At 72.6% G+C, this 25,743-nt stretch carries 22 protein-coding genes, 2 tRNA genes and 1 pseudogene; 14 read left to right on the forward strand and 11 right to left on the reverse strand.

The annotated features are described in order from the left end of the window. Positions 1 to 127: 127 nt before the first annotated feature. Positions 128 to 697, reverse strand: coding sequence for a TetR/AcrR family transcriptional regulator C-terminal domain-containing protein (locus ACOJV7_RS11015; RefSeq protein ID WP_420190192.1), 570 nt, complete (start codon positions 695 to 697; stop codon positions 128 to 130). A 30-nt stretch (positions 698 to 727) separates the two neighbouring features. On the opposite strand from ACOJV7_RS11015, the pseudogene ACOJV7_RS11020 reads away from it, so the two are divergent. Further along, positions 728 to 1,165: pseudogene (locus tag ACOJV7_RS11020) on the forward strand (YsnF/AvaK domain-containing protein); the annotation flags it as partial. Positions 1,166 to 1,273: 108 nt separating this feature from the next. Here the strand turns inward: ACOJV7_RS11020 and ACOJV7_RS11025 are convergent. After that, a complete protein-coding gene (locus tag ACOJV7_RS11025; RefSeq protein ID WP_420190193.1) occupies positions 1,274 to 2,074 on the reverse strand; it encodes a GAF and ANTAR domain-containing protein in 801 nt (266 codons plus the stop codon). A gap of 124 nt (positions 2,075 to 2,198) precedes the next feature. Continuing rightward, positions 2,199 to 2,270 (reverse strand) — tRNA-Arg (locus ACOJV7_RS11030). A gap of 213 nt (positions 2,271 to 2,483) precedes the next feature. Here ACOJV7_RS11030 and ACOJV7_RS11035 point away from each other — a divergent pair. Then, positions 2,484 to 3,761, forward strand: a complete 1,278-nt coding sequence (locus ACOJV7_RS11035) for an MFS transporter (protein ID WP_420190194.1) — start codon at positions 2,484 to 2,486, stop codon at positions 3,759 to 3,761. On the opposite strand, the gene ACOJV7_RS11040 is transcribed toward ACOJV7_RS11035, so the two are convergent. Continuing rightward, entirely contained in the window at positions 3,748 to 4,569 is an 822-nt protein-coding gene (locus ACOJV7_RS11040) for an enoyl-CoA hydratase/isomerase family protein (protein ID WP_420190195.1), read from the reverse strand. The two genes, ACOJV7_RS11035 and ACOJV7_RS11040, sit on opposite strands and share 14 nt — an antisense overlap. A gap of 110 nt (positions 4,570 to 4,679) precedes the next feature. Between ACOJV7_RS11040 and ACOJV7_RS11045 the strand changes: the two genes are divergently transcribed. Together ACOJV7_RS11045 and ACOJV7_RS11050 are read left to right on the forward strand one after the other, a co-directional pair. Further along, positions 4,680 to 8,429 carry an AAA domain-containing protein gene (locus ACOJV7_RS11045; RefSeq protein ID WP_420190196.1) on the forward strand — a complete coding sequence of 1,250 codons (3,750 nt, stop codon included), beginning with the start codon at positions 4,680 to 4,682 and terminating at the stop codon, positions 8,427 to 8,429. Next, positions 8,426 to 8,719: a hypothetical protein gene (locus tag ACOJV7_RS11050; protein ID WP_420190197.1), complete on the forward strand. Its 294-nt coding sequence runs from the start codon at positions 8,426 to 8,428 to the stop codon at positions 8,717 to 8,719. Before ACOJV7_RS11045 ends, ACOJV7_RS11050 begins: the two co-directional genes overlap by 4 nt. A gap of 82 nt (positions 8,720 to 8,801) precedes the next feature. Here the strand turns inward: ACOJV7_RS11050 and mscL are convergent, their stop codons facing one another. Both mscL and ACOJV7_RS11060 read right to left on the reverse strand, forming a co-directional pair. Next, positions 8,802 to 9,170 (reverse strand): large conductance mechanosensitive channel protein MscL, encoded by a 369-nt coding sequence (mscL, locus tag ACOJV7_RS11055; protein ID WP_420190198.1) that lies wholly within the window; start codon positions 9,168 to 9,170, stop codon positions 8,802 to 8,804. A gap of 131 nt (positions 9,171 to 9,301) precedes the next feature. Further along, positions 9,302 to 9,979 (reverse strand): SAF domain-containing protein, encoded by a 678-nt coding sequence (locus ACOJV7_RS11060; protein WP_420190199.1) that lies wholly within the window; start codon positions 9,977 to 9,979, stop codon positions 9,302 to 9,304. Between the two features lie 163 nt (positions 9,980 to 10,142). Here ACOJV7_RS11060 and ACOJV7_RS11065 point away from each other — a divergent pair, with 163 nt between their 5' ends. Next, entirely contained in the window at positions 10,143 to 11,987 is a 1,845-nt protein-coding gene (locus ACOJV7_RS11065) for a DEAD/DEAH box helicase (RefSeq protein ID WP_420190200.1), read from the forward strand. Positions 11,988 to 12,012: 25 nt separating this feature from the next. On the opposite strand, the gene ACOJV7_RS11070 is transcribed toward ACOJV7_RS11065, so the two are convergent. Both ACOJV7_RS11070 and ACOJV7_RS11075 read right to left on the reverse strand, forming a co-directional pair. Next, positions 12,013 to 12,315 (reverse strand): FmdB family zinc ribbon protein, encoded by a 303-nt coding sequence (locus ACOJV7_RS11070; protein ID WP_420190201.1) that lies wholly within the window; start codon positions 12,313 to 12,315, stop codon positions 12,013 to 12,015. 163 nt (positions 12,316 to 12,478) lie between these two features. Continuing rightward, a complete protein-coding gene (locus ACOJV7_RS11075; RefSeq protein WP_420190202.1) occupies positions 12,479 to 14,053 on the reverse strand; it encodes a potassium/proton antiporter in 1,575 nt (524 codons plus the stop codon). Between the two features lie 47 nt (positions 14,054 to 14,100). Between ACOJV7_RS11075 and ACOJV7_RS11080 the strand changes: the two genes are divergently transcribed. Continuing rightward, a complete protein-coding gene (locus tag ACOJV7_RS11080; protein ID WP_420190203.1) occupies positions 14,101 to 16,758 on the forward strand; it encodes a penicillin acylase family protein in 2,658 nt (885 codons plus the stop codon). 85 nt (positions 16,759 to 16,843) lie between these two features. Here the strand turns inward: ACOJV7_RS11080 and ACOJV7_RS11085 are convergent, their stop codons facing one another. Then, positions 16,844 to 17,404, reverse strand: a complete 561-nt coding sequence (locus ACOJV7_RS11085) for a 5-formyltetrahydrofolate cyclo-ligase (protein WP_420190204.1) — start codon at positions 17,402 to 17,404, stop codon at positions 16,844 to 16,846. Positions 17,405 to 17,467: 63 nt separating this feature from the next. Here ACOJV7_RS11085 and ACOJV7_RS11090 point away from each other — a divergent pair, with 63 nt between their 5' ends. The 6 genes from ACOJV7_RS11090 to ACOJV7_RS11115 are packed head-to-tail and all read left to right on the forward strand — an operon-like array spanning position 17,468 to position 22,825. After that, the gene (locus tag ACOJV7_RS11090) at positions 17,468 to 18,853 is read left to right on the forward strand and encodes a UTP--glucose-1-phosphate uridylyltransferase (protein WP_420190205.1); all 1,386 of its coding nucleotides are present in this window, start codon (positions 17,468 to 17,470) and stop codon (positions 18,851 to 18,853) included. Beyond that, entirely contained in the window at positions 18,850 to 20,055 is a 1,206-nt protein-coding gene (locus tag ACOJV7_RS11095) for a molybdopterin molybdotransferase MoeA (protein WP_420190206.1), read from the forward strand. Before ACOJV7_RS11090 ends, ACOJV7_RS11095 begins: the two co-directional genes overlap by 4 nt. 16 nt (positions 20,056 to 20,071) lie before the next feature. Continuing rightward, entirely contained in the window at positions 20,072 to 20,560 is a 489-nt protein-coding gene (gene moaC, locus ACOJV7_RS11100; protein ID WP_420190404.1) for a cyclic pyranopterin monophosphate synthase MoaC, read from the forward strand. Then, positions 20,557 to 21,069, forward strand: a complete 513-nt coding sequence (locus ACOJV7_RS11105) for a MogA/MoaB family molybdenum cofactor biosynthesis protein (RefSeq protein ID WP_420190207.1) — start codon at positions 20,557 to 20,559, stop codon at positions 21,067 to 21,069. Before moaC ends, ACOJV7_RS11105 begins: the two co-directional genes overlap by 4 nt. 32 nt (positions 21,070 to 21,101) lie before the next feature. Then, on the forward strand, positions 21,102 to 21,734 hold the full coding sequence (locus ACOJV7_RS11110) for a GNAT family N-acetyltransferase (protein ID WP_420190208.1): 633 nt from the start codon (positions 21,102 to 21,104) through the stop codon (positions 21,732 to 21,734). 26 nt (positions 21,735 to 21,760) lie between these two features. Further along, a complete protein-coding gene (locus ACOJV7_RS11115) occupies positions 21,761 to 22,825 on the forward strand; it encodes a hypothetical protein (RefSeq protein ID WP_420190209.1) in 1,065 nt (354 codons plus the stop codon). 66 nt (positions 22,826 to 22,891) lie between these two features. Here the strand turns inward: ACOJV7_RS11115 and ACOJV7_RS11120 are convergent, their stop codons facing one another. Then, positions 22,892 to 24,139, reverse strand: a complete 1,248-nt coding sequence (locus tag ACOJV7_RS11120) for an AI-2E family transporter (RefSeq protein ID WP_420190210.1) — start codon at positions 24,137 to 24,139, stop codon at positions 22,892 to 22,894. A gap of 74 nt (positions 24,140 to 24,213) precedes the next feature. On the opposite strand from ACOJV7_RS11120, the gene ACOJV7_RS11125 reads away from it, so the two are divergent. Then, positions 24,214 to 24,289: transfer RNA gene (locus tag ACOJV7_RS11125), tRNA-Ala, on the forward strand. Between the two features lie 336 nt (positions 24,290 to 24,625). On the opposite strand, the gene ACOJV7_RS11130 is transcribed toward ACOJV7_RS11125, so the two are convergent. Then, positions 24,626 to 25,291 (reverse strand): LuxR C-terminal-related transcriptional regulator, encoded by a 666-nt coding sequence (locus tag ACOJV7_RS11130; protein WP_420190211.1) that lies wholly within the window; start codon positions 25,289 to 25,291, stop codon positions 24,626 to 24,628. 185 nt (positions 25,292 to 25,476) lie between these two features. On the opposite strand from ACOJV7_RS11130, the gene ACOJV7_RS11135 reads away from it, so the two are divergent. After that, positions 25,477 to 25,716, forward strand: a complete 240-nt coding sequence (locus ACOJV7_RS11135) for a hypothetical protein (RefSeq protein WP_420190212.1) — start codon at positions 25,477 to 25,479, stop codon at positions 25,714 to 25,716. The last annotated feature ends 27 nt before the right edge of the window (positions 25,717 to 25,743 follow it).

Genomic DNA, 25,743 nt, shown 5'->3' on the forward strand with positions numbered 1-25,743 from the left:
TGCGACCCGGCTCCGGGCGCCGGCCCGCTGCTGCCGGCGCCTCAGCTGGTGTCCCGGCAGGGGCGCGCAAGGCGGGTCCCTACCGCTGGCCGAAGGTGTTGCGCCCGCGGAAGCCCATCTCGGTCCGTCACTGGCTCAGGGCCAGGTCCATGCGCTCGAGCAGCGCTTCGAGGGCGGCCTCGAACTCGGCCTCCGTGTGGTCCTCCGAGAGCTTCGACCGCAGGCGCATGACCGCTGGGAAGTCATCGAGGTCCAGGTCGACATCGTCGTTGGGGACATCGGCGTCACCCTCGTTGAGGGGCTCCTCGACGGGCGCCGTGCTGGCGCCCGAGGCCGCGGACTCGAGCAGGAGGTGCCCCAGCAGAAAGCTGGTGAACGAGCGGTAGGCAGCGGCAGCCTGGTCGTCGGTGAACCCACGCGAGGTGAGCCCGTCGAGGAAGTCCTGCACGACTCGCAGGCTGCGCAGGGGCGGCCGCAGCCACGGCGCCGCAGGGTGACGGGTCGCGACGAGCGGGAAGGCGTTGGGGTGGTCGAGCGCCAGCCGGCGTACCTCGTGGGCCATCCACTGGAGGAACGCCTGCCAGCCGTCCATGGGTTGCATCTGTCCGCCCGGGTCGACGCTCAGCTCGTTGACGAGCCGGTCGACGACGGCCTCGAGAAGGTCCTCGCGACCGTTGACGTACCGGTAGAGCGTCATCGCCTCGACTCCGAGGTCCTGACCAGTCTCACCAGCGGTGACCGCACTGATCTCGGCGACCGTGGGGACACCTCGGGCCCCGACATCGACGACGCGATGACGCGCTCCGAGGAGCAGCTCAAGGTGGGCACCGAGCGCCGCGAGGCCGGCCGGGCTCGGCTTCGCAAGTACGTCACCACCGAGCAGCAGCAGGTCACCGTCCCGGTCACCCGTGAGGAGGTCCGGGTCGAGCGCGAGCCGATCACCGAGGCCAACCGCGACGAGGCGATGGCGGGTCCCGACATCTCCGAGGAGGAGCACGAGGTCACGCTCCACGAGGAGAGGCCGGTCGTCGCCACCGAGGCCGTTCCGGTCGAGCGGGTCCGGCTCGAGAAGGAGCAGGTCACCGAGCAGGAGCAGGTCTCCGGTGAGGTCCGCAAGGAGCACATCGAGACCGACGGTGTGGAGGAGCTCGGTCGCGACCGCTGACCCTCTCGTCGGAAGGTCGCCGACGTCATGATCGTCGACCAGCCGAGCAGTGGCCCCTGTCCGCATGTGCGCGACAGGGGCCACTGCTGTGCATGAAGGGTGCGACGCCTACCGCTTCGTCCCCTGAAGGCGGTGGACGTTCCGCTGCTCGTCCGGGAGGAGTCCAGTGAGGACCAAAGCCTCGGCGACATCGACGAGCTTGCGGTTGTGGTCCCGGCTGCAGGCCCGCAGGACGTCGAAGGCCAGGTCCTCGCTCAGGCGGTAGCGCTCGACCAGGATGCCCATGGCCGCGCCGATCGTCCGGTTGCTCTCGAGGGCCTTGGCGAGGTTGAGAGAGCGGTCTTCGGTGGACGCGGTGGTGAGCGCCAAGCCGGCCACCTCGGCGAGGAGCTCGGCCCGCTCGACCTCGACGGGCCCGAAGGCCCCCACCCTGTGTGAGTAGTTGGTGAGGACGCCCACCACCTTGCCGTCACCGATCAAGGGAACGGACAAGACGCATCTGATCGGTGTCATCGCGACGATCTGCTCCGGGTAGGCGCCGTAACCCTGTTCGGCGGCCAGGTCCGACACGAGGCAGGTCCGGCCCTGGTCGAAGGCAGTCCAGCCGGGGCTCGTGCCAGCAGCACCGGCGACGCCGGCAACGACGTCGGTGAGGGCTTCGTCGGTGGTCGCCGCGAACTGGGCCTGCCGGTCGGTGATCCGACCGGCGACCAAGGCGGCGGCCACGTCGCTCGGGACCACGAGCACGGACTGGGCGACGATCTCGCGCAGTGTCGGCTGTGTCCCCACAGGACTGTTCAGGGTCCGCGCCAGACGCATGACCTCATCGACCGACGGGTCTCGCGTTCCTCCTTCCACGAGTTCGATGATGCCATTGGACACGGGCCCGGTACCGCCCCGGCCGCGCACGACGAACTCCGCTCAGCGAGCGGCTCGGCGGGGCAGGCTCGGGATGTCCCACGTGGTGCCACTGCGGGCCACGGGGCGGCGGGTCGGTCGGACGCGCCGTCGCGTTTCCGCGTGTCGGACAGGGTGCCCCCGGCAGGATTCGAACCTGCGACACCTTCTTTAGGAGAGAAGTGCTCTTCCCCTGAGCTACGGAGGCGGGGAGGCCCGGAGGCCGCGGACCAGCCTAGTTGACGCGGCGAGAGCGACGGCACGCGCGCGACATTAGGTGGGAAGGGTGCAGTGCGCAGCAGGACCGTTCCGCTCCGAAGTGCGCGCAACCCACTCCGGGCGGCGGGTCCCACGCTCTGCGTGGGCATGTCGGGACGGGTGAGGTGAGGGGCGGACGGGGTGGGACGGCATACTCGGGCGGGTGACCGACGCCGCACCGCTCGAGGGGACCACGCACGACGACCCGGTGCAGCGGCGGACCGTCGCGACGCTGTCGATGTCACAGGTGCTCGGTGGCATCTCGCTCGCCAGCGGGGTCGCGGTCGGGGCGCTGCTCGCCGAGGAGGTGTCCGGCTCGCCGACGTATGCCGGCCTCGGCTCGACGTTCCAGGTCATCGGGTCCGCGCTCATCGCCGTCCCCATGGCCCGGCTCAGCGCGGCGCGCGGTCGCAGGCCGGGGCTCGCGCTCGGCTACGTCCTCTCCTTCGTCGGCGCCCTCGGCCTCATCGCCTCGGGCATCGTCGGCAGCTTCGCGCTGCTCCTCGCCGCAAGCCTGCTCTTCGGCGGCTCGACCGCGTCGAACAACCAGGCGAGGTATGCCGCGGCCGACCTCGCGCAGCCGGCGCACCGTGGGCGTGACCTCAGCCTCGTCGTGTGGGCGACGACGATCGGCAGCGTCCTCGGGCCCAACCTCGTCGGGCCGAGCGAACCGGTCTCACGCCTGCTCGGGATCCCACGGCTCACCGGACCGTTCGTCTTCTCGCTCGTCGGGCTGACCCTGGCCGTGGTCGTCCTCTTCACGCGGCTGCGACCCGACCCCCTCGTCGAGGCGCGTCGTCGCGCCGCCGACCTCGACCCTCATGCGGCCGGCCCGACGCACGGCTCGATCACGCGGGGCCTGCGCGTCATCGCCGCACGCCCCCAGGCGCTGCTCGGCGTCCTCACCCTCGCCCTGGGACACGTGACGATGGTGAGCGTCATGGTCATGACGCCGTTGCACATGCGTCACGGCCATGCCGACCTCACGATCATCGGCTTCGTCATCAGCATGCACATCCTCGGCATGTTCGCGTTCTCGCCGCTCACCGGCATGGCCGTCGACCGTCTCGGCGGGCGCGCCGTCGCGATGGTCGGGTCCGGCATCCTCGTCGTCGCGACGCTGCTCGCATCATCGGCGCCGATGGGGCACTCCACCCGGCTGCTCGTCGCGCTCTTCCTGCTCGGCCTCGGGTGGTCGTGCACGCTCGTCTCGGGCTCGACCCTGCTCACGGCCGCGGTGCCCACCGGGGAGCGTCCCGGCGCCCAGGGTGCGAGCGACCTCGTCATGGGCCTGTCGGCGGGTCTCGGTGGGGCGCTCGCGGGGGTCGTCGTCGACCGGGCCAGCTTCTCCGCACTCGCGCTCGGTGCCCTCGTCATCGCTGTCTCGATCGGGGCGGCGGCGCTGCTCCTGCGTGACCGGGAGGCGGTCAGCGCCCGCTGAGCCCGGGCCAGTTCGGCGTGCGCTTCTCGGCGAACGCCGCGACACCCTCGGCGCGGTCGGCGCTGAACGCGGTGTCGTGCCAGCGCGCGTCCTCGATGTCGAGTCCCTCGGCCAGCGAGACGTCCATGCCCCCACGCATCGCGGCCTTGGCGTTGCGCACGCCGACGGGGGAGTGGGCCGCGATCCGGGCCGCGAGCTCGAGCGCGGTGGCCCGCGGGTCGTCGACGACGCGGTCGACGACCCCGAGCGCCAGCGCCTCCTCGCCCCCGATGCGCCGGGCCGTGAAGATGAGGTCGGCGGCGCGCGACCACCCGACCCGGCGGGTGAGGAGCTGGGTTCCGCCGCCCCCGGGGATGACCCCGACCGACACCTCGGGCAGCGCGAACGTCGCTGCCCGCGAGGCCACGACGAGGTCACACGACAGCGCGATCTCGCAGCCGCCGCCGAGCGCGTAGCCGTCGACCGCCGCGATGACGGGCACCGGCAGGTCGAGGACGCTCCGGTATGCCGTCCGGTTGCCGGGCCGCTGTGCGCGCAGCTCGTCGTCGGTGAGGGCGTTGCGCTCCTTGAGGTCCGCCCCGACGCAGAAGGCCTTGGGGTGCGACGACGAGACGACGACCGCACGGGCGGTGTCGTCGGCCGCGAGGCCGGTGGCGGCCCCGGTGAGGGCCGCGGCCATCGCCGTCGACACCGCGTTCATCGCCTCCGGGCGGTTGAGGACGAGCTCGACCACCCCGGAGTCGTGCCGGACGACCTGCACGAGGTCGGTGGAGGCGGGGGCGGGCTGCGACGCTGCATCCGGGGTCATGGCCGCCATCCTTCCCGATCCGCGAGACGCCCCGGACGCTGGGCGAGCGCGGGCTGCCGCACGCGAGTGGCGCACCCGGCATACGGGCGGGTCGTTGTTAGCCTGCTGCGGTGAGCGAATCCGGACCGCAGTCAGAGATCGACTCGCGGACCGAGAAGGTCCGCCACGCCGTCAAGGGCTGGACCCGGCACCTCGTCGACCTCGGTGGCCGCAACACCCTGCTCTGGTACCGCGACCTCCCCTCCGGCACCCTCGACCTCACCACGGCCCACCCCGGGGGCGTGGCCATGCTGCTCGCGGGCCGCCCGACCCGGCTCAGCGACCTCGTGCGCGAGCCGGCCGCCTTCGACGAGGCCCGCCGCCGCGCACGCACCATCGCAGGCAAGGCGCGCGAGCTGCGCGAGGAGCGGGGCATCGACACCGGCTTCGTCGCGGTGGGGATGGCGACGTGGAGCCTCGGGCGCTCGGGCGCCGCTTCCGGGCGCGAGCCCGCCGCGCCGGTGCTGCTGCGCAGCTGCACCCTGCGTCCGACGACGCCACAGCACGACGACTACGAGCTCGACCTCGGCGACGAGATCGAGCTCAACCCTGTGCTCGAGCACTATCTCGCCTCGGAGCAGGGCATCACCCTGGACGCCGACCGGCTCGAGGGGCTGGCCCACACCCCCAACGGGTTCGACCCGTATCCGGCGTTCGCGACGCTCACCGAGGAGTGCGCGTCCGTGCCGGACTTCCAGGTGGCGCCCCGGCTCGTCCTCGGGACGTTCTCCTACGCCAAGCTGCCGATGGTCGCCGACCTCGCCGCCCAGGGCGACGCGCTCGCCGACCACGACGTCATCGCGGCCATCGCCGGGGACCCGACGGCCATGCGCTCGGTCCGCCACGAGCTGCCGAGCCGCGCCTCCGACGTCGTCCCCGATCCCGCGAGCGGGCTGCTCATCCTCGACGCCGACTCGTCGCAGCAGGAGGCCATCGACGCAGCCCGGTCCGGCGCGCACCTCGTCATCCACGGCCCGCCCGGCACGGGCAAGTCGCAGACGATCGCCAACCTCGTCGCCGCGCTCGCGGCCGACGGCAAGCGGGTCCTCTTCGTCGCCGAGAAGCGCGCGGCGATCGACGCCGTCGTCGGCCGGCTCGACCGCGTCGGCCTCGGCGACCTCGTCCTCGACCTGCACGACGGCGCGCGCGGACGGCGACGTATCGCCACCGAGCTCGCCGAGGCGCTGCCCGGCCGGTCGGCGAGGCCGGCCGACCCGCCGAGCCGTGACGTCGACCGGCTGCGCACCGCAGCCGCAACGCTGCGCGACCACCGGGACGCGATGCACGAGCCGCGCCACCCCTGGGGCGTCTCGGTGCACGACGTGCAGGAGGCGATCAGCGCTCTCGGCTCGGCCCCGCGCCCGCCTCACTCGCGGGTGCGCATCCGGGGCGAGGCGCTGCAGGCGCTGCCGCGCGACCGCTACGAGGTCCTCACCCGTGAGCTGACCCGCGTCGCGTCGCTCGGCGCGTGGCAGACCGAGCCGGGTGCCGATCCCTGGTACGGCGCCGCCGTGCGGACCGCCGACGAGGCCGTCCGCGCCCGGGAGCTCGTCGAGCGATGGGCCGGAGACGGCGTTACCGACGTCGGCCGGACCCTCGCCGACGTCTTCACCGGGCTGCGTCTGCCGGACTCACGGACGGTGCGCGACTGGGGACGGATCCTCGACACGGTCGCCCAGGTGCGCGACACCCTCGAGACCTTCCGGCCGGAGGTCTTCGACGTGCCGCTCGGTGAGTTCGTCGCCGCGACCGGCACGTCCGACTACCGCGCGTCCGTCGGCTCCGAGCTGGGCTGGTGGGAGCGTCGTAGCCTGCGTCGGCAAGCCCGTCGCTTCGTCCGCCCCGGCCGACCCCCGGCCGACCTGCACGCAGCGCTGCTCGCCGCGAGCGACCAGCGCAGCGCGTGGAAGGAGATGGCCGGCGCCGGGGGCCGTCCCGAGATGCCTGCAGACCTCGACCGCGCCCTCGAGGCGTATGCCGTCCTCGCGGCCGACCTGGACTGGCTCGACGAGCGCGTCCCGGGCGCTGCCGACGCGCCGTCGCTGCTCGACGTGCCGCGCGACGAGCTGGGCCAGCGGCTCCAGGCGCTCGCCGACGCACCGGACCGGCTGGCCGTCGTGCCCTCGATCCTCGGACCTGTCGAGTCGATGCGCGAGGCCGGGCTCGGTGCCCTGCTCGAAGACCTCGCCGCCCGCCGGGTCAAGGCCGACGATGTCGCCGGCGAGGCTGACTTCGTCTGGTGGAGCTCGGTCCTCGACGACATCGCACTGCGGGACTCGCGGGTGGGCGCTCACGACGGCGAGGACCTGCGGCGGACGGTGAGCGAGTTCGCCGGCGCCGACCGCGAGGTGCTGCGGCAGAACGCCTCCCGCGTGCGAGCCGCGGTTCGCGCCAACGTCGACCGTGTCCTCGGTGACTCCCCGGAGCTGGAGAGCCTGGTGCGCGCCGAGGGTGCGAAGTCCCGCCGGCACCGTTCGCTGCGCGACCTCCTCCCGGTGGCGGGTGAGCTGCTCACCGCGGTCCGCCCGTGCTGGGTCATGAGCCCGCTCGTCGTTGCGTCGGTCCTGCCGCCCGGGGTGACCTTCGACGTCGTCGTCTTCGACGAGGCCTCCCAGATCCCGCCGGCCGAGGCCGTGTCGGCCATCTCTCGTGCGCGGCAGGTCGTCCTCGCCGGCGACGCCAACCAGCTGCCACCGACGTCGTTCTTCACGACCGTGTCCGACGGGGACGAGGCGAGCCCCGACGACGCCCTCAGCGAGGGTGTCGAGTCGATTCTCGACGTCCTCGCCGCGACGCTGCCCAGCCGCCGCCTGTCGTGGCACTACCGCTCGCAGGACGAACGGCTCATCTCCTTCGCCAACGAGCAGGTCTACGACGGCTCGCTCGTCACCTTCCCGGGGACGGGATCGGCACCGGTGCTGCGCCACGAGCTCGTCGACGGCGTCGGGGTCGTCGCCGAGGGTGCGGCGAGCGTCGAGACGACGCAGGCCGAGGTCGAGCGGGTCGTCGACCTCGTCCTCGAGCACGCGAGAACCCGACCCGGCGAGAGCCTCGGCGTCATCGCGCTCGGGCTGGCCCACACGCAGCGGCTCGACGACGCCCTGCGCCGGGCACTCCAGGGGCTCGACGCCCAGACGGCGGCGTTCTTCACCGAGGACGTCCACGAGCGCTTCTTCGTCAAGAACCTCGAGCGGGTCCAGGGCGACGAGCGTGACGCCATCATCCTGTCGGTCGGCTACGGCAAGACCCCCCACGGGCGGGTCCTGCACCGCTTCGGCCCGCTCAACAACGAGGGCGGCGAGCGTCGCCTCAACGTCGCGATCACCAGGGCCAAGAAGCGGATGACCGTCGTCTCCTCGATCGGCGCCGATGAGCTCGACCCCGCCCGCCTCAAGTCCCGCGGGGCCCAGATGCTGCGCGACTTCCTCGCCCACGCCGCGTCGTCGACGGCGGCGGCCGAGACCGGGAAGCCCGTGGAGGTGGCGCCGAGCTCACCCGTGCAGTCGGTCGTCATGGCGGAGTTCGCGCGTCGGCTCCGGGCGAGCGGGCTCGTCGTGCACGAGCGTTACGGCTCGTCGGCGGACCCGATCGACCTGGCCGTCGAGGACCCGCAGCGCCGGGGCCGGCTGCTCGTCGCCGTCGAGTCCGATGGGCCGGAGTACGCCTCGATGACGAGCGCCCGCGACCGCGACCGACTGCGGGCCGAGCACCTCGGCCGGCTGGGCTGGAAGCACGTGCGCGTCTGGACCCGTGATGCCTTCCGCGACCCGGCGCGCGACGTCTCGCGCATCCAGGCCCTCGCTGAGGGCGGGGGCTCGTGACCCGTCGCCGGCGCCGGGCGACGAGCTCCCCGCAGCGGGTCGGTTCGGACGCGGGCCTCACGTCGAGCCGGCCCACACCGCCCCGGCCCGCGGACGCGGCCGACGCGGCGAAGGCGGAGGTGGCGGCGGTGCCGTCCCTGCCGGGTCCCGAGGAGGGGAGCGGTGATGGGGCCAAGCGCCGCACGATCGAGCAGACCAAGGACGACACCGACGAGGGCTGGGGCGAGCGCGGCGACGACGACGCCACGGGCCGGTGGCTGCGGGAGAACCGACCGCCGCACTGGTCCTGAGACATGACTCCGGGGCGGGAGGCGGCGGTGCTGCCTCCCGCTTCGTGGCGGTTCCGGTGGTGGTCCGGGTGATGCGTCTCCGTCAGAGGTTCGGACGCGCGCGCAGGCTGTCGCGGATCTCCTTGAGGAGCTCGGTGTTGGGGTCGATGGTCTCGGTCTCGGGCTCGCTCGGGAAGAACCGCTCCTTGGCTGCGGCGTAGGGCTTCACGACGAAGTAGTAGACGACCGCCGCAAGGATGAGGAACGAGATGAGCACGGTGAGGAAGGCGCCGATGGAGATGCCGCCGGGTTTCCAGTCGGAGAAGTCCGGCTGGTCACCGATCTTGCCGATGATGTCCATGAGGACGTTGACCATGGCCTCGACCACCTTGCCGAAGGCGCCGGCGATGACGACGGCGACGGCGAGCTCGACCACGTTGCCCCGCAGGACGAAGTCCTTGAACCCACTCATGGTTTCTGCCTTTCGTGTCGGAGAGATGCCCCCCACGTGTCTCGCGCCGAGGCGCCTGCCACGGTACAAGTCAGGACGTGGCAGGGAGCGGTGCCCCCTGCGTGGCTCGTGCCCGCCTCCCACCAGCCCACTCAGCTGGTGACGACCGCGAGCACGCGTGGTGGGCCACCCTCGGGTCGCTGACCAGCGAAGATCCGGTCGAGTGCCGTCGGCTCGAGTGCGAGCACCAGCCCGGCGCCCATGTCGTCGGCGCCCGGCAACGATCCGGTGAGCGATGTCCGTTCGGGCGTGTCCGTGCCCAGGACGAGTGCGTCGTGGACGAGAGCCAGGCCACCGGTGTCGGCATAGATGGTCACGCGACGCCCGGCCGAGACGAGGTCGAGCGCCCGCTGGTCCGCGACCACGAGCCGGGCCGCGACCGTCCCGGGCGGTGCGCCGTCGGCGGCCGAGCGCGGGACGAGTCGGGTGGTCGACAGCACCTCGCCCGCCGCCACCGGGGAACCCACGCGGCGACCCACGAGCGCTCCGGGTTCGTCGACCGACGCCGGTGGCGGGGAGGCGCCGGGACGGCGTTCGACGCGCAGGTCGCCCGGTTCGAGGACCGCGCCGGCCGCGAGCGGGCGTGCGGCGACGACGACCGGCGTGGTCGGCGGTGGTGGCGGACGCACCACACCGACGAGGAGGAGTGCTGCCACCGCGGCACACGCCCCGGCCGCGGCCCGGCGGAGTACCCGTCGTCGCCAGCGCGCCCGCCGGGACGGTCCGAGGAGGGCCGGGCGACGTGGTGCAGGGAGACGGAACGTGGGCATGCCACGGACGCTAGGCCGGGTCACCGACGGCCTGCGTGGTCGCGTCGGGGACCTGTGGACGGTCGCGGCCGGGACGTGCCCCTGTGGACGATGGGCCCGCGTCGCCACTGGTCGGGGGAAACGGGACTCGCGATCGTGGCACCTGCGGCACTACGGTCGACCAGTGAGCGACGACAGCACGACCGAGGCGCAGGACCACCCCGACCACCCGAACTCGACCGACCAGGCCGAGCAGGCCGAGGCGCAGAAACCCCCCACCGGGTCCGACGAGCCGCAGCAGCCGGCCTTCGCCGACCTCGGTCTCGACGAGCGGGTGGTCAAGGCGCTCAAGGACGTCGGCTACGAGACGCCGTCGCCGATCCAAGCGGCGACGATCCCGGCACTGCTCGAGGGTCGCCACGTCGTCGGCCTCGCCCAGACCGGCACGGGCAAGACGGCGGCCTTCGCGCTGCCGATCCTCAGCCGGCTCGACCTCAGGCAGAAGACGCCGCAGGCCCTCGTCCTCGCGCCCACCCGCGAGCTCGCCCTCCAGGTCTGCGAGGCGTTCGAGAAGTACGCCTCCCGCATGCCCGGCGTCCACGTGCTCCCCGTCTACGGCGGGCAGGGCTACGGCGTCCAGCTGAGCGCCCTGCGCCGCGGCGTCCACATCGTCGTCGGCACGCCCGGCCGCATCATGGACCACCTCGAGAAGGGCACCCTCGACCTCTCCGAGCTGCGCTTCCTCGTCCTCGACGAGGCCGACGAGATGCTCAAGATGGGCTTCGCCGAGGACGTCGAGACGATCCTCGCCGACACCCCCGAGGACAAGCACGTCGCGCTCTTCTCGGCGACGATGCCGTCGCAGATCCGGCGCATCTCGAAGAAGTACCTCACCGACGCCCTCGAGATCACGGTCGAGCGCAAGACGACGACGGCGCCCAACATCACCCAGCGCTACCTCTTCTGCTCCTACCCGCAGAAGATCGACGCCCTGACCCGCATCCTCGAGGTCGAGAACTTCGAGGGGATGATCGTCTTCGTTCGCACCAAGAACGAGACCGAGATGCTCGCCGAGAAGCTCCGGGCGCGTGGCTTCTCCGCCGCCGCCATCAACGGCGACGTCGCCCAGGCCCAGCGCGAGCGCACCGTGGCCCAGCTCAAGGCCGCCAAGCTCGACATCCTCGTCGCGACCGACGTCGCCGCCCGTGGCCTCGACGTCGAGCGGATCAGCCACGTCGTCAACTACGACATCCCCACCGACACCGAGTCCTACGTCCACCGCATCGGCCGCACCGGCCGCGCCGGACGCACCGGTGACGCGATCTCCTTCGTCACGCCACGGGAGAAGTACCTCCTCAAGGCGATCGAGAAGGCCACCAAGACGACTCTCACCGAGATGCAGCTGCCCTCGGTCGAGGACATCAACGCCACCCGCCTCGGCCGCTTCGACGACCGCATCACGACGGCCCTGCAGTCCAGCGACCTCGACGCCTTCCGGGACGTCATCGCGCACTACGTCCGCAACCACGACGTGCCCGAGGGCGACGTGGCCGCCGCCCTCGCCATCGTCCTGCGGGGCGATGAGCCGATGCTCCTCGACCCCGAGCCCGTGCGCCCGCCTCGCCGCGAGCGCGACGACCGTGGCCCGCGCCGTGACGACCGGGGTGAGCGGGGCGGCCGCGCCGAGCGGCCGGACCGTGGTCCGAAGCACGGCACGTCGGGTCCGATGACGAACTACCGGATCGCCGTGGGCCGTCGCCAGCACGTCGAGCCGCGCCAGATCGTCGGTGCCCTCGCCAATGAGGGCGGCCTCGGCCGACAGGACTTCGGGCGGATCGACATCCGCGCCGACCACTCGCTCGTCGAGCTGCCGGCGACCCTGCCGCCGGGCACCTGGGAGAAGCTGCGCGGCACCCGGATCTCGGGTCAGCTCATCGAGCTCCGCGAGGACCGGGGTCGTCCGGGCCGGCCACACGGGGCCGACCGCAAACCGCACCGCAAGGGTCAGCGCGCCGACCGGGAGGAGTGACCCGGCTCGGCCGCGCGAGGAGGCGTCAGGCCGAGGCGGCGGCGCTCGTCGTGCTCGACGGCGATCCCGACGAGGAGCCGGACGAGCTGCTCGAGCCCGAGCCGGAGTCCGACGAAGAGGACGTGCTCGGGGGCGTCGAGCTGCTCGACGAGGAACGCGAGTCGGTGCGGTAGAAGCCGCCGCCCTTGAAGACGACACCGACCGAGTTGAAGACCTTGCGCAGCGACCCTTCGCACTCCGGGCAGACCGAGAGCGAGTCGTCGCTGAAGGACTGGACCGCCTCGAAGCGGTGATCGCAGTCGCGGCACGCGTAGGCATACGTGGGCACGGGGGTTCCTCCCTGGGCAATGCGGGTGAGCGTTCTCAAGGATACGGAACGCGCGGGGATGCTCCGGTATGCCGGCCGCCCACCCGTCGTGGACGGCATACCCACCCGCTTGCGTCCGCAGAGGTGACGACCTGGCCACCACGGTTGCGGACGCAAGCCGGGGTCAGTCGGCGGTCGACCAGCCGGCGAGGCGGCCCTGGCGGCTCACGTCGCGCAGTCGCTTCTCCACGGTCGACCGGAGGGTGGCCGGGGTGACGACGAGGAGCTGGTCGCCGCGCCTCAGCGGCGTCGTCTCCTTGGGCACGAACGAGGACTCGTCGCGCACGACGAGCGCGACGTTGGCTCCCACGGGCAGTCGCAGCTCGTAGACCTGGACGCCGGCGAGGCGCGAGCGCGGCCCGACGGTCACCTCGAGCAGGTGCGCGCCGATGTCGTCGAAGGGCGTGGCCTCGAGAGCGAGGTCGAAGGTGTGGTGGGCACGGTCGAGCCCGAGCCGGTGCGCGACCCACGGCAGGGTCGGTGCCTGGACGAGCGTGAACATGATGACGAGGACGAACACGAGGTTGAAGACCCCGTCGACCCCTGCCGTCCCCGAGGTCACCGGCACGGTCGCGAGGACGACGGGCACGGCGCCGCGCAGGCCGGCCCACGACAGGAAGGCCTGGGTCCGCCACGGGATCCGAAACGGCGTGCACGACGCAAGCACCGACAGCGGCCTGGCGAGGAGCAGGAGGACGAGGCCGAGGACGAGCGCGGTCGGGATCTGGGACGCGAAGCCAGCGGGGTCGGCGAGAAGCCCGAGCATGACGAAGAGACCGATCTGTGCCAGCCAGCCCAGCGCGGTCGCGAACCCCAACACCGACGCCCGGTGCGGCAGTCCGGTGTTGCCGAGGACGAGCGAGGCGAGGTAGCAGGCGATGAACCCCGACGCGTGGACGACGTCGGCGGCGGCGTAGGCGAGCACCGACACGGCCATGACGCCGATGGCGAAGAGCGCCGACGACCCGCCGGCGACCCGAGCCATGAGCCGCCCACCGACCCAGCCGACGGCGAGCCCGACGACGGAGCCGATGACGAGCTCGAGGGTGATGAGGACGACGAGCGACCACCACGACTCGACCCCCGTGCCGGCGGCGGAGCCGGTGGCGAGGGCCGTGACGATGATGACGACCGGGGCGTCGTTGAACCCCGACTCGGCCTCGAGCATGCCGCTCACGTGACGGGGGAGCGGGACCTTGCGCAGGACGGCGAAGACGGCGGCGGCGTCGGTCGAGGCGAGGATGGCGCCGATGAGCAGCGCGCTCGTCCACGTCATGTCGAGGACCAGCCTCGCTGCGCATGCGACGACGGCGATCGAGACGACCGCACCCACGGTCGCGAGCGCGGCGGCGGGTGCCAGCGACGGCCGGATCGACTCCCACTTCGTCGTCACCCCGCCCTCGGTGAGGATGAGGACGAGGGCGGCGTAGCCGAGGACCTGGGTGAGCTCCTCGTCGGAGAAGTCGATGCCGAGACCACGGTTGCCGAGGGCCAGCCCGATGCCGAGGTAGATGAGCAGCGAGGGCAGTCCCGAGCGGGTCGACAGCTTGACCGCGGCGATGGCGACGATGAGGACGGCGGCCCCGACGAGGAGTGCGATCGAGAGCGCGTGGAGGTTGTCCGGCTCGGCGGTGACGACGGTGGAAGGTGCGACGAAGGACGACGTGGCGGCACCCGGCATACCCAACGTCGTGATCACGGCCCGTCCTTGCGAGTGCCTGCGGAGGTCTGTCCTAGTCTCGCAGGGTGAGTCCCCTCCGCGTCGCGCGTCGCGCCCTCCTGGTCCTCGGCGGCATCGTCGTCGTCGCGGCCCTCGTCCTGTCCGTCGTCGGTGTCTCGCTGGTCCGCCGGTCCTTCCCGCAGACCGAGGGCGAGATCAAGGTCCCGGGGCTCGCGGCCCGGGTCGACGTGCTCCGCGACGACCGGGGGATCCCGCAGATCTACGGCGACAGCCTCACCGACATCGCCAGGGCGCAGGGGTTCGTCCACGCGCAGGACCGCTTCTTCGAGATGGACCTGCGTCGCCACGTCACGGCCGGACGGCTCTCCGAGCTCGTCGGCGAGGCCGGCCTCGAGACCGACCGGGTCGTGCGCACGATGGGCTGGCGGCGCACCGCCGAGGCCGAGCTGCCGACCCTCGACCCCCAGACGCGCACGACGCTGCAGGCCTATGCCGACGGCGTCAACGCCTACCTGCGCGGCCGCTCGCCGTCGCAGGCCTCGCTCGAGTACGTCGTCCTCGGCACGACCGTCTCCGACTACCGCATCGAGAAGTGGACGCCGGCCGACTCCATCGCGTGGCTCAAGGCGATGGCCTGGGACCTGCGCGGCGACTACGCCAACGAGCTCGCCCGGGCTCGTCTCTCGACCCGCGTCACCGGCGCCCAGATCGCCGACCTCTTCCCGCCCTACGACGTCGCCAACACCCCGATCCTCTCGGCCGACCAGTGGCAGCCGAAGGGGACCGGCGGCCAGGTCTCGTCGAGCGTCCCGGCCGCGCTGCGGTCCGTGGCGACCGGCACCTCCTCGCGCGAGGCCGCCGACGCGCTCGCCACGCCGTCCGCACAGCAGGCGTATGCCGCGGTGGGCCGCGCGCTCGAAGCCATCCCCGCCCTCATGGGTCGCGGCGAGGACATCGGGTCGAACTCGTGGGTCATCGGCCCCGACACGTCGGCGACGGGCAAGCCGCTGCTCGCCAACGACCCGCACCTCTCCCCGGGCATCCCCGGCATCTGGTACCAGGTCGGGCTGCACTGCCGCGAGAAGTCCGAACAGTGCCCGCTCGACGTCGCCGGCTTCTCGTTCTCGGGCGTGCCCGGGGTCGTCATCGGCCACAACGACAAGATCGCGTGGGGCTTCACCAACCTCGACCCCGACGTGAGCGACTTCTACCTCGAGCGGGTCGACGGCGACCGGGTCCAGCGCGGCCGGACGTGGGAGCCCCTGCAGACCCGGCGCGAGGTCATCAAGATCGCCGGTCAGCCCGACGAGACGATCACCGTGCGGTCGACCCGCCACGGCCCGATCATGTCCGACGTCCTGCCCGCGCTCGACGACGCCGGTGAGCGCTCGCCGGTGCCGCAGGTCGAGGGGCAGCCGCCGGCGACCTCGCAGGACTACGCCGTGTCGATGGCGTGGACCGGACTCCAGCCCGGCAAGACCGCCGACGCGATCTTCGCGCTCAACGTCGCGCAGGACTTCACCGAGTTCCGGCAGGCCGCGCAGCTCTTCGCGGTCCCGGCGCAGAACCTCGTCTATGCCGACGTCGACGGCCACATCGGCTACCAGGCGCCCGGCCAGGTCCCGGTGCGCGTCTCGGCGTTCAAGGGCGCCCCACCCGGCTACTGGCCCGCGCCGGGCTGGGACGAGACCTACGACTGGCAGGGCTACGTCCCCTTCGAGTCGATGCCGACCGCCCTCGACCCCGACGAGGGCTTCATCGTCACCGCCAACCAGGCGGTGACGGCGAGCTCGACGCCCTTCCTCACGACCGAGTGGGACTACGGCTACCGCGCCCAGCGCATCCGCGACCGGATCGAGGCGGCGACCAAGGGCGGTCGCACCATCACCGCCGCGACGATGGCCGAGATCCAGATGGACTCGCGCAACCAGTTCGCACCGGTGCTCGTCAAGGCGCTGCTCGCCGTGCCCCTCGCCGGCCCCGACGAGTCCGAGGCCGAGGTCGCCTTCACCCGCGAGGCGCAGGACCTCCTGCGCGACTGGGACTTCACGACTCCCGCCGACGACTCGCGGGCCGGTGCCGCCGCGGCCTACTACAACGCCGTCTGGGCCAACCTGCTCCGGCTGCTCTTCGACGACGAGGTCCCCGAGGACCTCCAGGCCGACGGCAACAGCCGCCACATGGCGGCCGTGACGCGCCTGCTCGAGAACCCCAAGAGCCCGTGGTGGGACAACCGCCAGACCCCGGGGGTCACCGAGAGCCGCGACGAGATCCTGCGGCAGGCCCAGGTCGAGGCCCGCCTCGAGCTGACCCGCAAGATCGGCAAGGACGTCGACGACTGGCGCTGGGGCAAGCTGCACACGCTCGAGCTCACCCACCAGGTCATGGGTGGCGACGGCGTGCCCGGCGTCGTCCGCGCGATCTTCAACCGCGGCGAGTTCGAGATGCCCGGGGGCTCCTCGATCGTCAACGCCAACGGCTGGCGCGCCAACCTCGGCTACGAGACGACATGGGCGCCCTCGATGCGCATGGTCGTCGACGTCGGGTCGTTCGACCGCTCGACGTGGATCAACCAGACCGGCGCGAGCGGTCACGTCTTCAACGGCCACTACGACGACCAGACCGAGGACTGGGTCGCGGGCCTGCAGCAGCCGTGGCCCTTCACCGAGAAGGCCGTCCGCGAGGCGACCGACGAAGAGCTCGCGCTCGTTCCGGGCAGCTGACGCGCGTCAAGCCGCGCCCATCACCTCACGCCCCTCACCTCACGCCCGTCGCCTCACGCCGGTCACCTCAGGCAGGTAGCGGACGTCAGAACCACTCGAGCCCGTCGGCGGTGAGCACGCCGTCGACGGGAAGGTCGTGGTCGTCGCGGGGGAGCGGCTCGGCGGACACCTCCCCCGGGTGGAGGACGACGACGACCTTCGCCGTGCCCGCCCTGCGCGCGAGCGCCCGGTCGTAGCTGCCACCGCCGCGCCCGAGCCGGGTGCCGGTGCGGTCGGCGGCGAGCCCCGGGGCGAGGACGAGACCGGCGGCAGACACCGCGCCGGGACCGGCCGGCATACGGGCGGGGTCGGTCGCGTCGCACCAGTCGAGGTCGTTGTCGGGCAACGTGACCGGCACGAGGACCCGTATGCCGTGTGCCACGAGCGCATCGATGGTCGCCGCGAGCGGTGGCTCGGTCCGCATCGACTCGTAGGCCGCGACGGTGTCGCCGGCGTCGAGCCCGAGGTCGGCCACGAGGGCAAGCACGTGCTCGGCGAGTGTCGTGTCGTCGGCGTCGCGGTCACGTCCGTTGATGTGCTCGCGCCGCCGAGCCAGGAGCCCCGGGCGCAGGGCGGTCTTGTCCTCGGCCGGGGATGTCGACGCCATCGCACCAGTGTGCCGCCGGGCACGGGGCCGCACGAGGGGGCCTCGCTCACCTAGGGTTGCCGCATGGGTGACGACGGACTGCGGGCGGCCACCGACCTCATGCGCGAGCGGGGTGTCGACGAGCGGGCGGTCGGTGCCTTCACCCGCTTCTACGGGCTGCTCGAGGCCGAGGCCACCGGCTACATCCACGAGGACGCGATCGAGCCGCTCGGTGCGGTGCGTTCGCTCGCGGATCTCGACTCCGACCCGGACGAGCTGACGCATGCGCTGGCGCGCTCAGCCGTGCTCAAGCTCAACGGCGGGCTCGGCACGTCGATGGGGGTGCAGGGCCCGAAGACCGCACTCCAGGTGCGCGACGGGCTCACCTTCCTCGACATCATCGCCCGCCAGGTCCTCGCCCTGCGCCGCACCCACGGGGTCGACCTGCCGCTCGTCCTCATGGACTCCTTCCGCACCCAGGAGGAGACCCTCGAGATCCTCGCCCGCCACCCGGACCTCGAGGTCGAGGGCCTGCCGCTGTCCTTCCTGCAGAGCGCCGAGCCCAAGCTGCGTAGCGACGACCTCACGCCGGTCTCGTGGCCCGAGGACCCCGCGCTCGAGTGGTGCCCGCCCGGCCACGGCGACGTCTACATCGCACTGCAGTCGAGCGGGCTGCTCGACACCTTGCGGGACAGGGGGATCCGCTACCTCTTCCTCTCCAACGGCGACAACCTCGGTGCGACCTTCGACCCGCGGATCCCCGCGTGGATGGCTCGCGACGAGGTGCCCTACGTCGCCGAGGTCTGCGAGCGGACGCGCAACGACCGCAAGGGCGGTCACCTCGCGCGGCGCCGCAGCGACGGCCGGATCGTCCTGCGTGACTCGGCGCAGGTGGCCCCGGGGGAGGAGCAGTACTTCGCCGACAACGAGCGCCACGAGTACTTCCACGTCAACAACCTCTGGGTCGACCTCGACGTGCTCGCCGAGGAGCTGAGGCAGCGCGCCGGGGTGCTCGAGCTGCCGATCATCGTCAACCGCAAGACCGTCGACCCCACCCGGAAGGACTCGACGCCGGTCATCCAGATCGAGTCCTCGATGGGCACCGCCGTCGAGGTCTTCGAGGGCTCGCAGGCGCTCTTCGTCCCGCGCGACCGCTTCCGGCCGGTCAAGACGACCAACGAGCTGCTCCTCGTTCGCTCCGACCTCTACGAGCTCGACGACGCCAGCCGCGTCGTCTCGCTCATCGACCACGACGAGCCCTTCGTCGACCTGTCCTCGGACTACAAGTTCATCGAGGACTTCGAGGCGCGCTTCCCCCACGGCGTGCCGTCGATCCGCGAGGCGCACTCTCTCGTCGTCGACGGGGACGTGACCTTCGGGCGCGACGTCGTCTGCGTCGGCGACGTCACGGTCCGGGCGGACTCGCCACGCACCATCGAGGACGGCGCCCGCCTCGAGGGCGACGTGTGAGGACGGTCGAGGAGCACCGCGCCGCGTTGGTCGGGCTCGTCTCGGCACTGCCACCGGTGACGGTGCCGCTCTCGCAGGCGCTCGGGCGGGTCCTCGCCGCCGACGTCGTCGCGGCGGTCGCCCTCCCGGGCTTCGACAACTCCGCCATGGACGGGTATGCCGTCCGCTCGGCCGACGTCAACGGCGCCACTCCCGCGTCGCCAGTCGTTCTCGACGTCGACGGCGACATCGCGGCGGGGGACACCCGCCGCCACGAGCTGCGCCCCGGCGCGACGATGCGGATCATGACCGGCGCGCCGATGCCCGAAGGCGCCGACGCGGTCGTGCCCGTCGAGGAGAGCGACGGCGGCGTCGAGCGGGTCTCGCTCACCCTCGCCGCGGAGACCGGGCGTCACCTGCGGCGCCGTGGTGAGGACGTGCGGGCCGGTGACCCCGTCCTGCGGGCCGGCGTGCGGGTCACGCCCGGCCGGCTGGCGCTCATCGCCGCGGCCAACGTCGCCGAGGTGACGGTCGCCGCGAGGCCTCGCGTCGTGGTGCTCTCCACCGGCGACGAGCTCGTGCCCGTGGGAACCCACCTCGACCACGGCCAGATCGTCGACTCGAACCGGCCGATGCTCGTCGCCCTCGTCGAGGCCGCCGGCGCCGAGGTCGTCGGTGCCACGCACCTCGGCGACGACGCGGAGGCGACAGCCGCGCTCCTCGCCGACGTGCCCGGGGAGCCCGACCTCGTCCTCACGACCGGTGGCGTCTCGATGGGTGCCTACGACACCGTCAAGGAGGTGCTCACGTCCTCGGGTGAGGTCGACTTCACCAAGGTGGCGATGCGTCCCGGAATGCCGCAGGGCGCGGGCGTCGTGGGGCCGCGGCGCACGCCGATCATCACCCTGCCGGGCAACCCGGTGAGCTCGTTCGCCTCCTTCCACGTCTTCGTGCTGCCGGTGCTCCGGGCGCTCGCGGGCCTCGACCCCGAGCCGGCCCTCGTCCCGGCCGTCGCGGCGGCGGGGTGGTCGTCGGTGCCGGGGAAGGTCGAGCTCACCCGGGTCGTCCTCGGCCCCGACGGTGCCCGGCCGTCGGGCGGCCAGGGATCGCACATGCTCGGCGCGCTGGCCGCCGCGACCCACCTCGCCGTCGTCGACGCGGCGACGACCACGATCGAGCCGGGGGACGCCGTCCACCTGCTCCCGCTCGTGGGGCAGGATTGACGGTGTGGCGAGCGACATGGGCGACGGGGCCGGCCGACCGGGGCTGACGCACGTGCGAGCCGACGGGTCGGCGCACATGGTGGACGTGTCGGGCAAGGCCGTCACGGCGCGAGAGGCCAGTGCCCGGGGTCGGGTCCTCCTCTCCGCCGACGCCGTCGCGGCCCTGCGGGACGGGACCGTCCCCAAGGGGGACGCGCTCGCGGTCGCGCGGCTGGCCGGCATACAGGCGGTCAAACGGACGCCCGAGCTCGTGCCCCTCGCACACCCGGTCGCGGTCCACGCCGCCGCGGTCGACCTCCACGTCGCCGACGACGGCGTCGACATCTCCGCCACCGTCCGCACCGCCGACCGCACGGGGATCGAGATGGAGGCGCTCACCGCGGTGAGCGTCGCCGCCCTCGCCCTCGTCGACATGGTCAAGGCGGTCGACAAGCACGCCCGCATCACCGACGTCCGCGTCACGGCGAAGTCGGGTGGCCGCTCCGGCGACTGGGTCGAGCAGTGAGCGCCGACCACGAGGGCGCCGGCCCGGGTGGCCTCTCCGGGCGCCGGGCCGTCGTCGTCACCGCCTCCACCAGGGCCGCGGCCGGGGTCTATCCGGACCGGGGTGGGGCGCTGCTCGTCGAGGCGCTGCGCGGGTGGGGCGCCGGCGTCGACGACGCCACCGTCGTGGCCGACGCCGACGTGCCCGAAGCCCTGTCCGCCGCGCTCGCGACCAGCCCCGACCTCGTCCTCACGACCGGGGGCACCGGCATCAGCCCGACCGACCGGACACCGGAGGCGACCGCGCCGCTGCTCGACCGCGAGGTGCCCGGCGTCGCCGAGGCGATCCGCGCTGCCGGTGTCGCGGCCGGCGTGCCGACCGCGATGCTCTCGCGAGGTCTCGCGGGGGTCGCCGGGCGCACTCTTGTCGTCAACCTGCCCGGCTCGACCGGTGGCGTCCGCGACGCCCTCGCCGTCCTCGAGCCCGTGCTCGGTCACGCGCTGAGCCAGCTCGCCGGGGGCGACCACTGATGCGTTGGCGCCGGACGCGCGAGGAGTGGTCCGTGGTCCTCACCGGCACGACGCCCGGCGGGCTCCCGATCCTGCTGCGGCCGCTGCGGCCGGAGGACGCGGAGGAGTACGTCTCGGTGCGCGGCCGCAACCGGCACTGGCTCTCGCCGTGGGATGCGACCTCTCCGGTGCCGGTGACCGGCTCGCGCACGTTCACCGACGTCGTCGAGTTCTACCAGGAGGAGGCGCTCGCCGGGCGGATGCTGCCGTTCGTCATCGAGGTCGAGGGTGCGCTCGTCGGCCAGGTCAACGTGAGCAACATCGTCCTGGGCTCGTTCCGCTCGTGCACCGTCGGCTACTGGGTGGCCCAGGCCGTGGCCGGCCGCGGCATCGTGCCGACCGCGCTCGCGCTCGCGGCCGACCACGCCTTCGCCGAGCTGGCGCTGCACCGGGTCGAGGTCAACATCCGCCCCGAGAACGCCGCGAGCCTCGCCGTCGTCCGCAAGCTCGGCTTCCGCGACGAGGGACTGCGGCCGCGGATGCTCCACATCGACGGCGACTGGCGCGACCACCGTTCGTTCGCGCTGACGACCGAGGACCTGGGCGGCCGGAGCGTCAGGGACCGTCTGACCCACTCGTCACAACAGTCACTTGGGCGACACACCGTCGAGGGTCCGACTGCCTGAGGTCTCGCCCGCATAACGTCGTGCTCGTGCAGCCGAGCAGCCTCATCTTCCTGGTCATCATCGGGATCTGGGCTGCCTATTTCGTCCAGTACTGGGTCCGTCGTCGCGAGCACCTCGCCACGATCCGGTCGGTCGACGCCTTCTCCGAGACGATGCGGGTCCTCGAGCGTCGTTCTCCCCTGCCGTCCGTCGACACCGGGAGCCAGGCCCCCCGCACGTATGCCGTGAGCCCGGCCCGTGCGATGCGCCCCCAGGTCACCGTCAAGCGGGCCGAGGCGCACACCATGTCGCGGGTCGAGGTGTCGGCTGCTCGTCCGACCGTGTCGTCGGCGTCTGCCGCTTCGCCGACGTCCTCGTCCGCGTCCACCTCCGCGGCGTCGCGCGTCGTCGAGGCCGAGATCGCCCCGATGCACCCGAGCCGGGCAGTGCGCGGGATCTCGCTGCTGGCAGGCCTCCTCGGGACCGTCGTCGTCTCCGTCCTCGCAGTGCTCGGCGTCGTCGTCGCGTGGGCTCCGCTCCTTTCCCTCGCCCTGGCGCTCGGCAGCTTCGCGTGGCTGCGCGCCGGCGTGCAGTCCGAGATCCGCGCCAAGCAGGAGCTGCGTCGCGAGTCACGCCTGCAGGCTCGCCGTGACGCGACGCGGCGCACCACCGTGAGCACCCGGACCACCGAGGCTGCGCCTGCGTCGGCGCCCTCCGCCCGACGCTCCGCTCCGGTCGTCGAGACCGAGGTCCTCGTCAACGCCTCCACCGACGACGCCGGTCCGGTCGACGCCGCGGACGACGTGACCGTCGACGCCGCTCCGTTCGACGTCAGTGCCGAGGTGCCGGCCGAGCTGCAGCCCGTCTCGGCGACCTCGGTCCCCGAGCCCGCCACGCCCGAGCCGGCCGCGCAGACCACCCCGGCCCTGCCCGAGGTCGACGAGGACGACATCCCGCTCACGTGGGACCCGCGCCCGGTGCCCCCGCCGACCTACACGATGAAGGCCCGCGCCCCCGAGCGCCCGCTCCCCGCCGCCCAGGTGGAGCCGGTCGCGGAGGCCGAGGACACGGCATACGACGCACTCCCGGAGCGGCGCATCTCCGGTCTCTGACCGGCCAGCCGGCCACACGACGAAGGCCCGGTCCCCGTGGGGGACCGGGCCCTCGTGTCGGGGCGCTCAGCGCTCGGCGTCGGCCTCCTCGACCTCCTCCTCGAGCGAGTCGGGCACCTCCCGATCATCGAGGAGGTGGTGGCCCACAGCGTTGAAGACGGCGACGAGAGGCACAGCGATGAGTGCGCCGATGATGCCGGCGACGACGACACCGGCCGCGATGCCGAGGATGACCGCGAGCGGGTGGACCCGCACGGCGCGGCCGAGCAGGAACGGCTGGAGGACGTGCGACTCGAGCTGCTGCACGGCGATGACGCCGCCGAGCATGATGAGCGCCTGCACCGGGCCGAGCGCGACGAGGGCGAGCAGGACCGGGACGGCGCCGGAGACGAGCGCGCCGACGACCGGGACGAAGGCGCCGAAGAAGACGAGGATGGCGATGCCGGAGGCGAAGGGCACGCCGAGCACCGCGGCGACGAGACCGATGCCGAGGGCGTCCACGGCCGCGACGAGGATCGTCGCCCGGGTGAAGGCGGACAGCTGGCCCCAGGCGATGACGCCGGACTGGTGGACGCGGTCGCGCGAGGTCCGCGGGAAGAGGCGGACGACCCACGCCCAGATGCGCTCGCCGTCGTACAGGAAGAAGAAGAGCGCGAACATCGCGATGAAGAAGCCGGCGACGAGGTGGGTGACGGTGAGGCCGGCCTGTGCCGCGGTCTCGCCGAGGTTGCCGTTGCTCGAACTCAGCTGTTCGCGCGCCGTGGCGATCCAGTCGTCCACCTGCGTGTCGGTGATGCCGAAGGTGGTGCGGAACCAGCTGCGCACCTCGACGATGCCCTGGCCCACCTGGTCGCTGATGTCGCTGAACTGCGAGGTGAACTGCGACCCCACGAAGCTGAGCATGCCGATGATGAGGGCGAGGGTGCCGAGGACCGTGACGCCGGCTGCTGCGCCGCGCGGGAGGGCGCGGGAGAGGAACCTGACGAGGGGATAGAGCAGGGCGGCGAGCAGCAGCGCCACGACGAGCGGCACCGTGACCTCGGAGAGGTAGGCGAAGAGCCAGAGCGCGCCGAGCACCGCGACCGAGACGACGATCAGCCGCCAGGCCCATTCGCTCGCCGTCCGAACCCCGATCGGCACCTGCCACGCCGCCGGCTGGTGCGCCGGGTCGTCGTCGACGGCGTCCGTCGTCGGGGCGGTCGGCTGGCCGGCCGTCGGGGTCGTCAGGGCCGTCGTCGGGGGCGGGGCGCTGAGGCGCGGGAGGTCCGCCGGGTCGGTCCGGCCGACCCTGGTGGACGGCATACGAAGTCGCATGGTGGTGAGCGTATGCCGCGCCGGTGCCGGTTTCGTCCGGGGCGCTCGCCGGTGTTATCGTGATGCCCGCTCAAGGGGCTGTGGCGCAGTTGGTAGCGCGTCTCGTTCGCAATGAGAAGGCCAGGGGTTCGAATCCCCTCAGCTCCACCACCAGAAGGGCCGGGACCACGAGTCTCGGCCCTTCATCGTTGCCGTGGGCACCCACGTCGCCCGAGGCCTGCGTCGGGGCCCGGACTGCTCGGTCGGCCGCTCGGTCGATCCACCGCCCGGCGGGCTGCGCGCGGTCGGGGGACGACGAGCCTGCGACCCCACGAGTTGGTGGGGCCGCAGGGGTCTCGCCGGCGAGTGGGGCGCGACCCTCGCGGCAGGGGGAGGGTGCGAGGGTCGCGCTCCGACGGACGCTACCGGCGAGCCGTGGACCCCGGGGAGGAAATGCGCGAACTCGTCACGCTGCCCGGGGGATTCCGGCGGTCAGGCGCAACGGCGTCACCCGATGTCGTCCTTGAGGTCGATGAGCCCCACCTGCACGGCTTTGACGGCAGCCTCGGTCCGCGTGGTGGCGCCGAGCTTGTGAACGGCACTGCGGACGTGGTTCTTCACGGTGTTGACGCTGAGGAAGAGCTCGGCCGCGATGACCGCGTTGCTGCGGCCCCGGGCCACCTTGCGGAGCACCTCCATCTCTCGACGGGACAAGCCCCACGGGGCCGTCTCCACCTCGTTGACATCGGTGCCCATCCGGGACATCTCGGCGACGAGCCACGTCGACATCGGCGGCGGGACGACCACGGCGCCGGCGGCCACCTGCCGGATGGCGCCGATGATCTCCGCGATTCTCATCGACTTGAGGAGGTAGCCCGTCGCGCCGGTCCGCAACGCCTCGAAGAGGTGCTCCCGGTTCTCGGAGTCCGTGAGCCGGACGAGCTTGGTGCTCGGTGACGCCTCGACGGCGGCGGAGCACGCCTTGACCGTGCTCTCCCCGGAGAGGGTGATCTCGGTGACGAGCACCTGCGGCCGGTGGTCGAAGGCGGCCCGCACGAGGTCCGCGACGGTGTTCGCCTCAGCGGCCAGCTCGAGGTCGCGCTCGAGGCCGATGGCCACCTCGAGCCCACGGCGGTAGAGCGGCTGGTCGTCGGCGATGACGATGCGGATCACGAGCGTCCCCTCCTCGGGGGCGTCCCCTGCGGACCCGGCGCCTGCGTGATCGTGACAGTCGGACGTGGCACCCGCAGACGAAAAGCACGAGGTTGGCCCGGTGCCTGGTCCGAAAGGACTGGGCCATTCGATATGGCCCCCCTCGAAGCTCCTATGCGGTTCGCGCGGGTGGCACCGTCAAAGGCATGCCCCATCGAACAGATTCCTCCCGGGCCCACCCGGGGAACGTCGTGCTGGACCGGGCCATGGTCGTCGTCCTGTGGCTCGCCTTCGGCTACGGCGTCTTCGGAGCCATCCTCTCGATCTACGTCGCCGACACCCATGGTCGTCCGTCGATGCTCCGGGTCGGCGCCGTCCTCGTCCTGCTCGCGGGAGCCGCGGCCGCGGGACTCGCCCAGACCCAGCAGAGCTCGACCCGCCGCTGACGTCCCGGCCCGCCGCGCCCACGCCGC

The sequence above is a fragment of the Knoellia tibetensis genome (assembly GCF_048606415.1).
Classification (GTDB): domain Bacteria; phylum Actinomycetota; class Actinomycetes; order Actinomycetales; family Dermatophilaceae; genus Knoellia; species Knoellia tibetensis.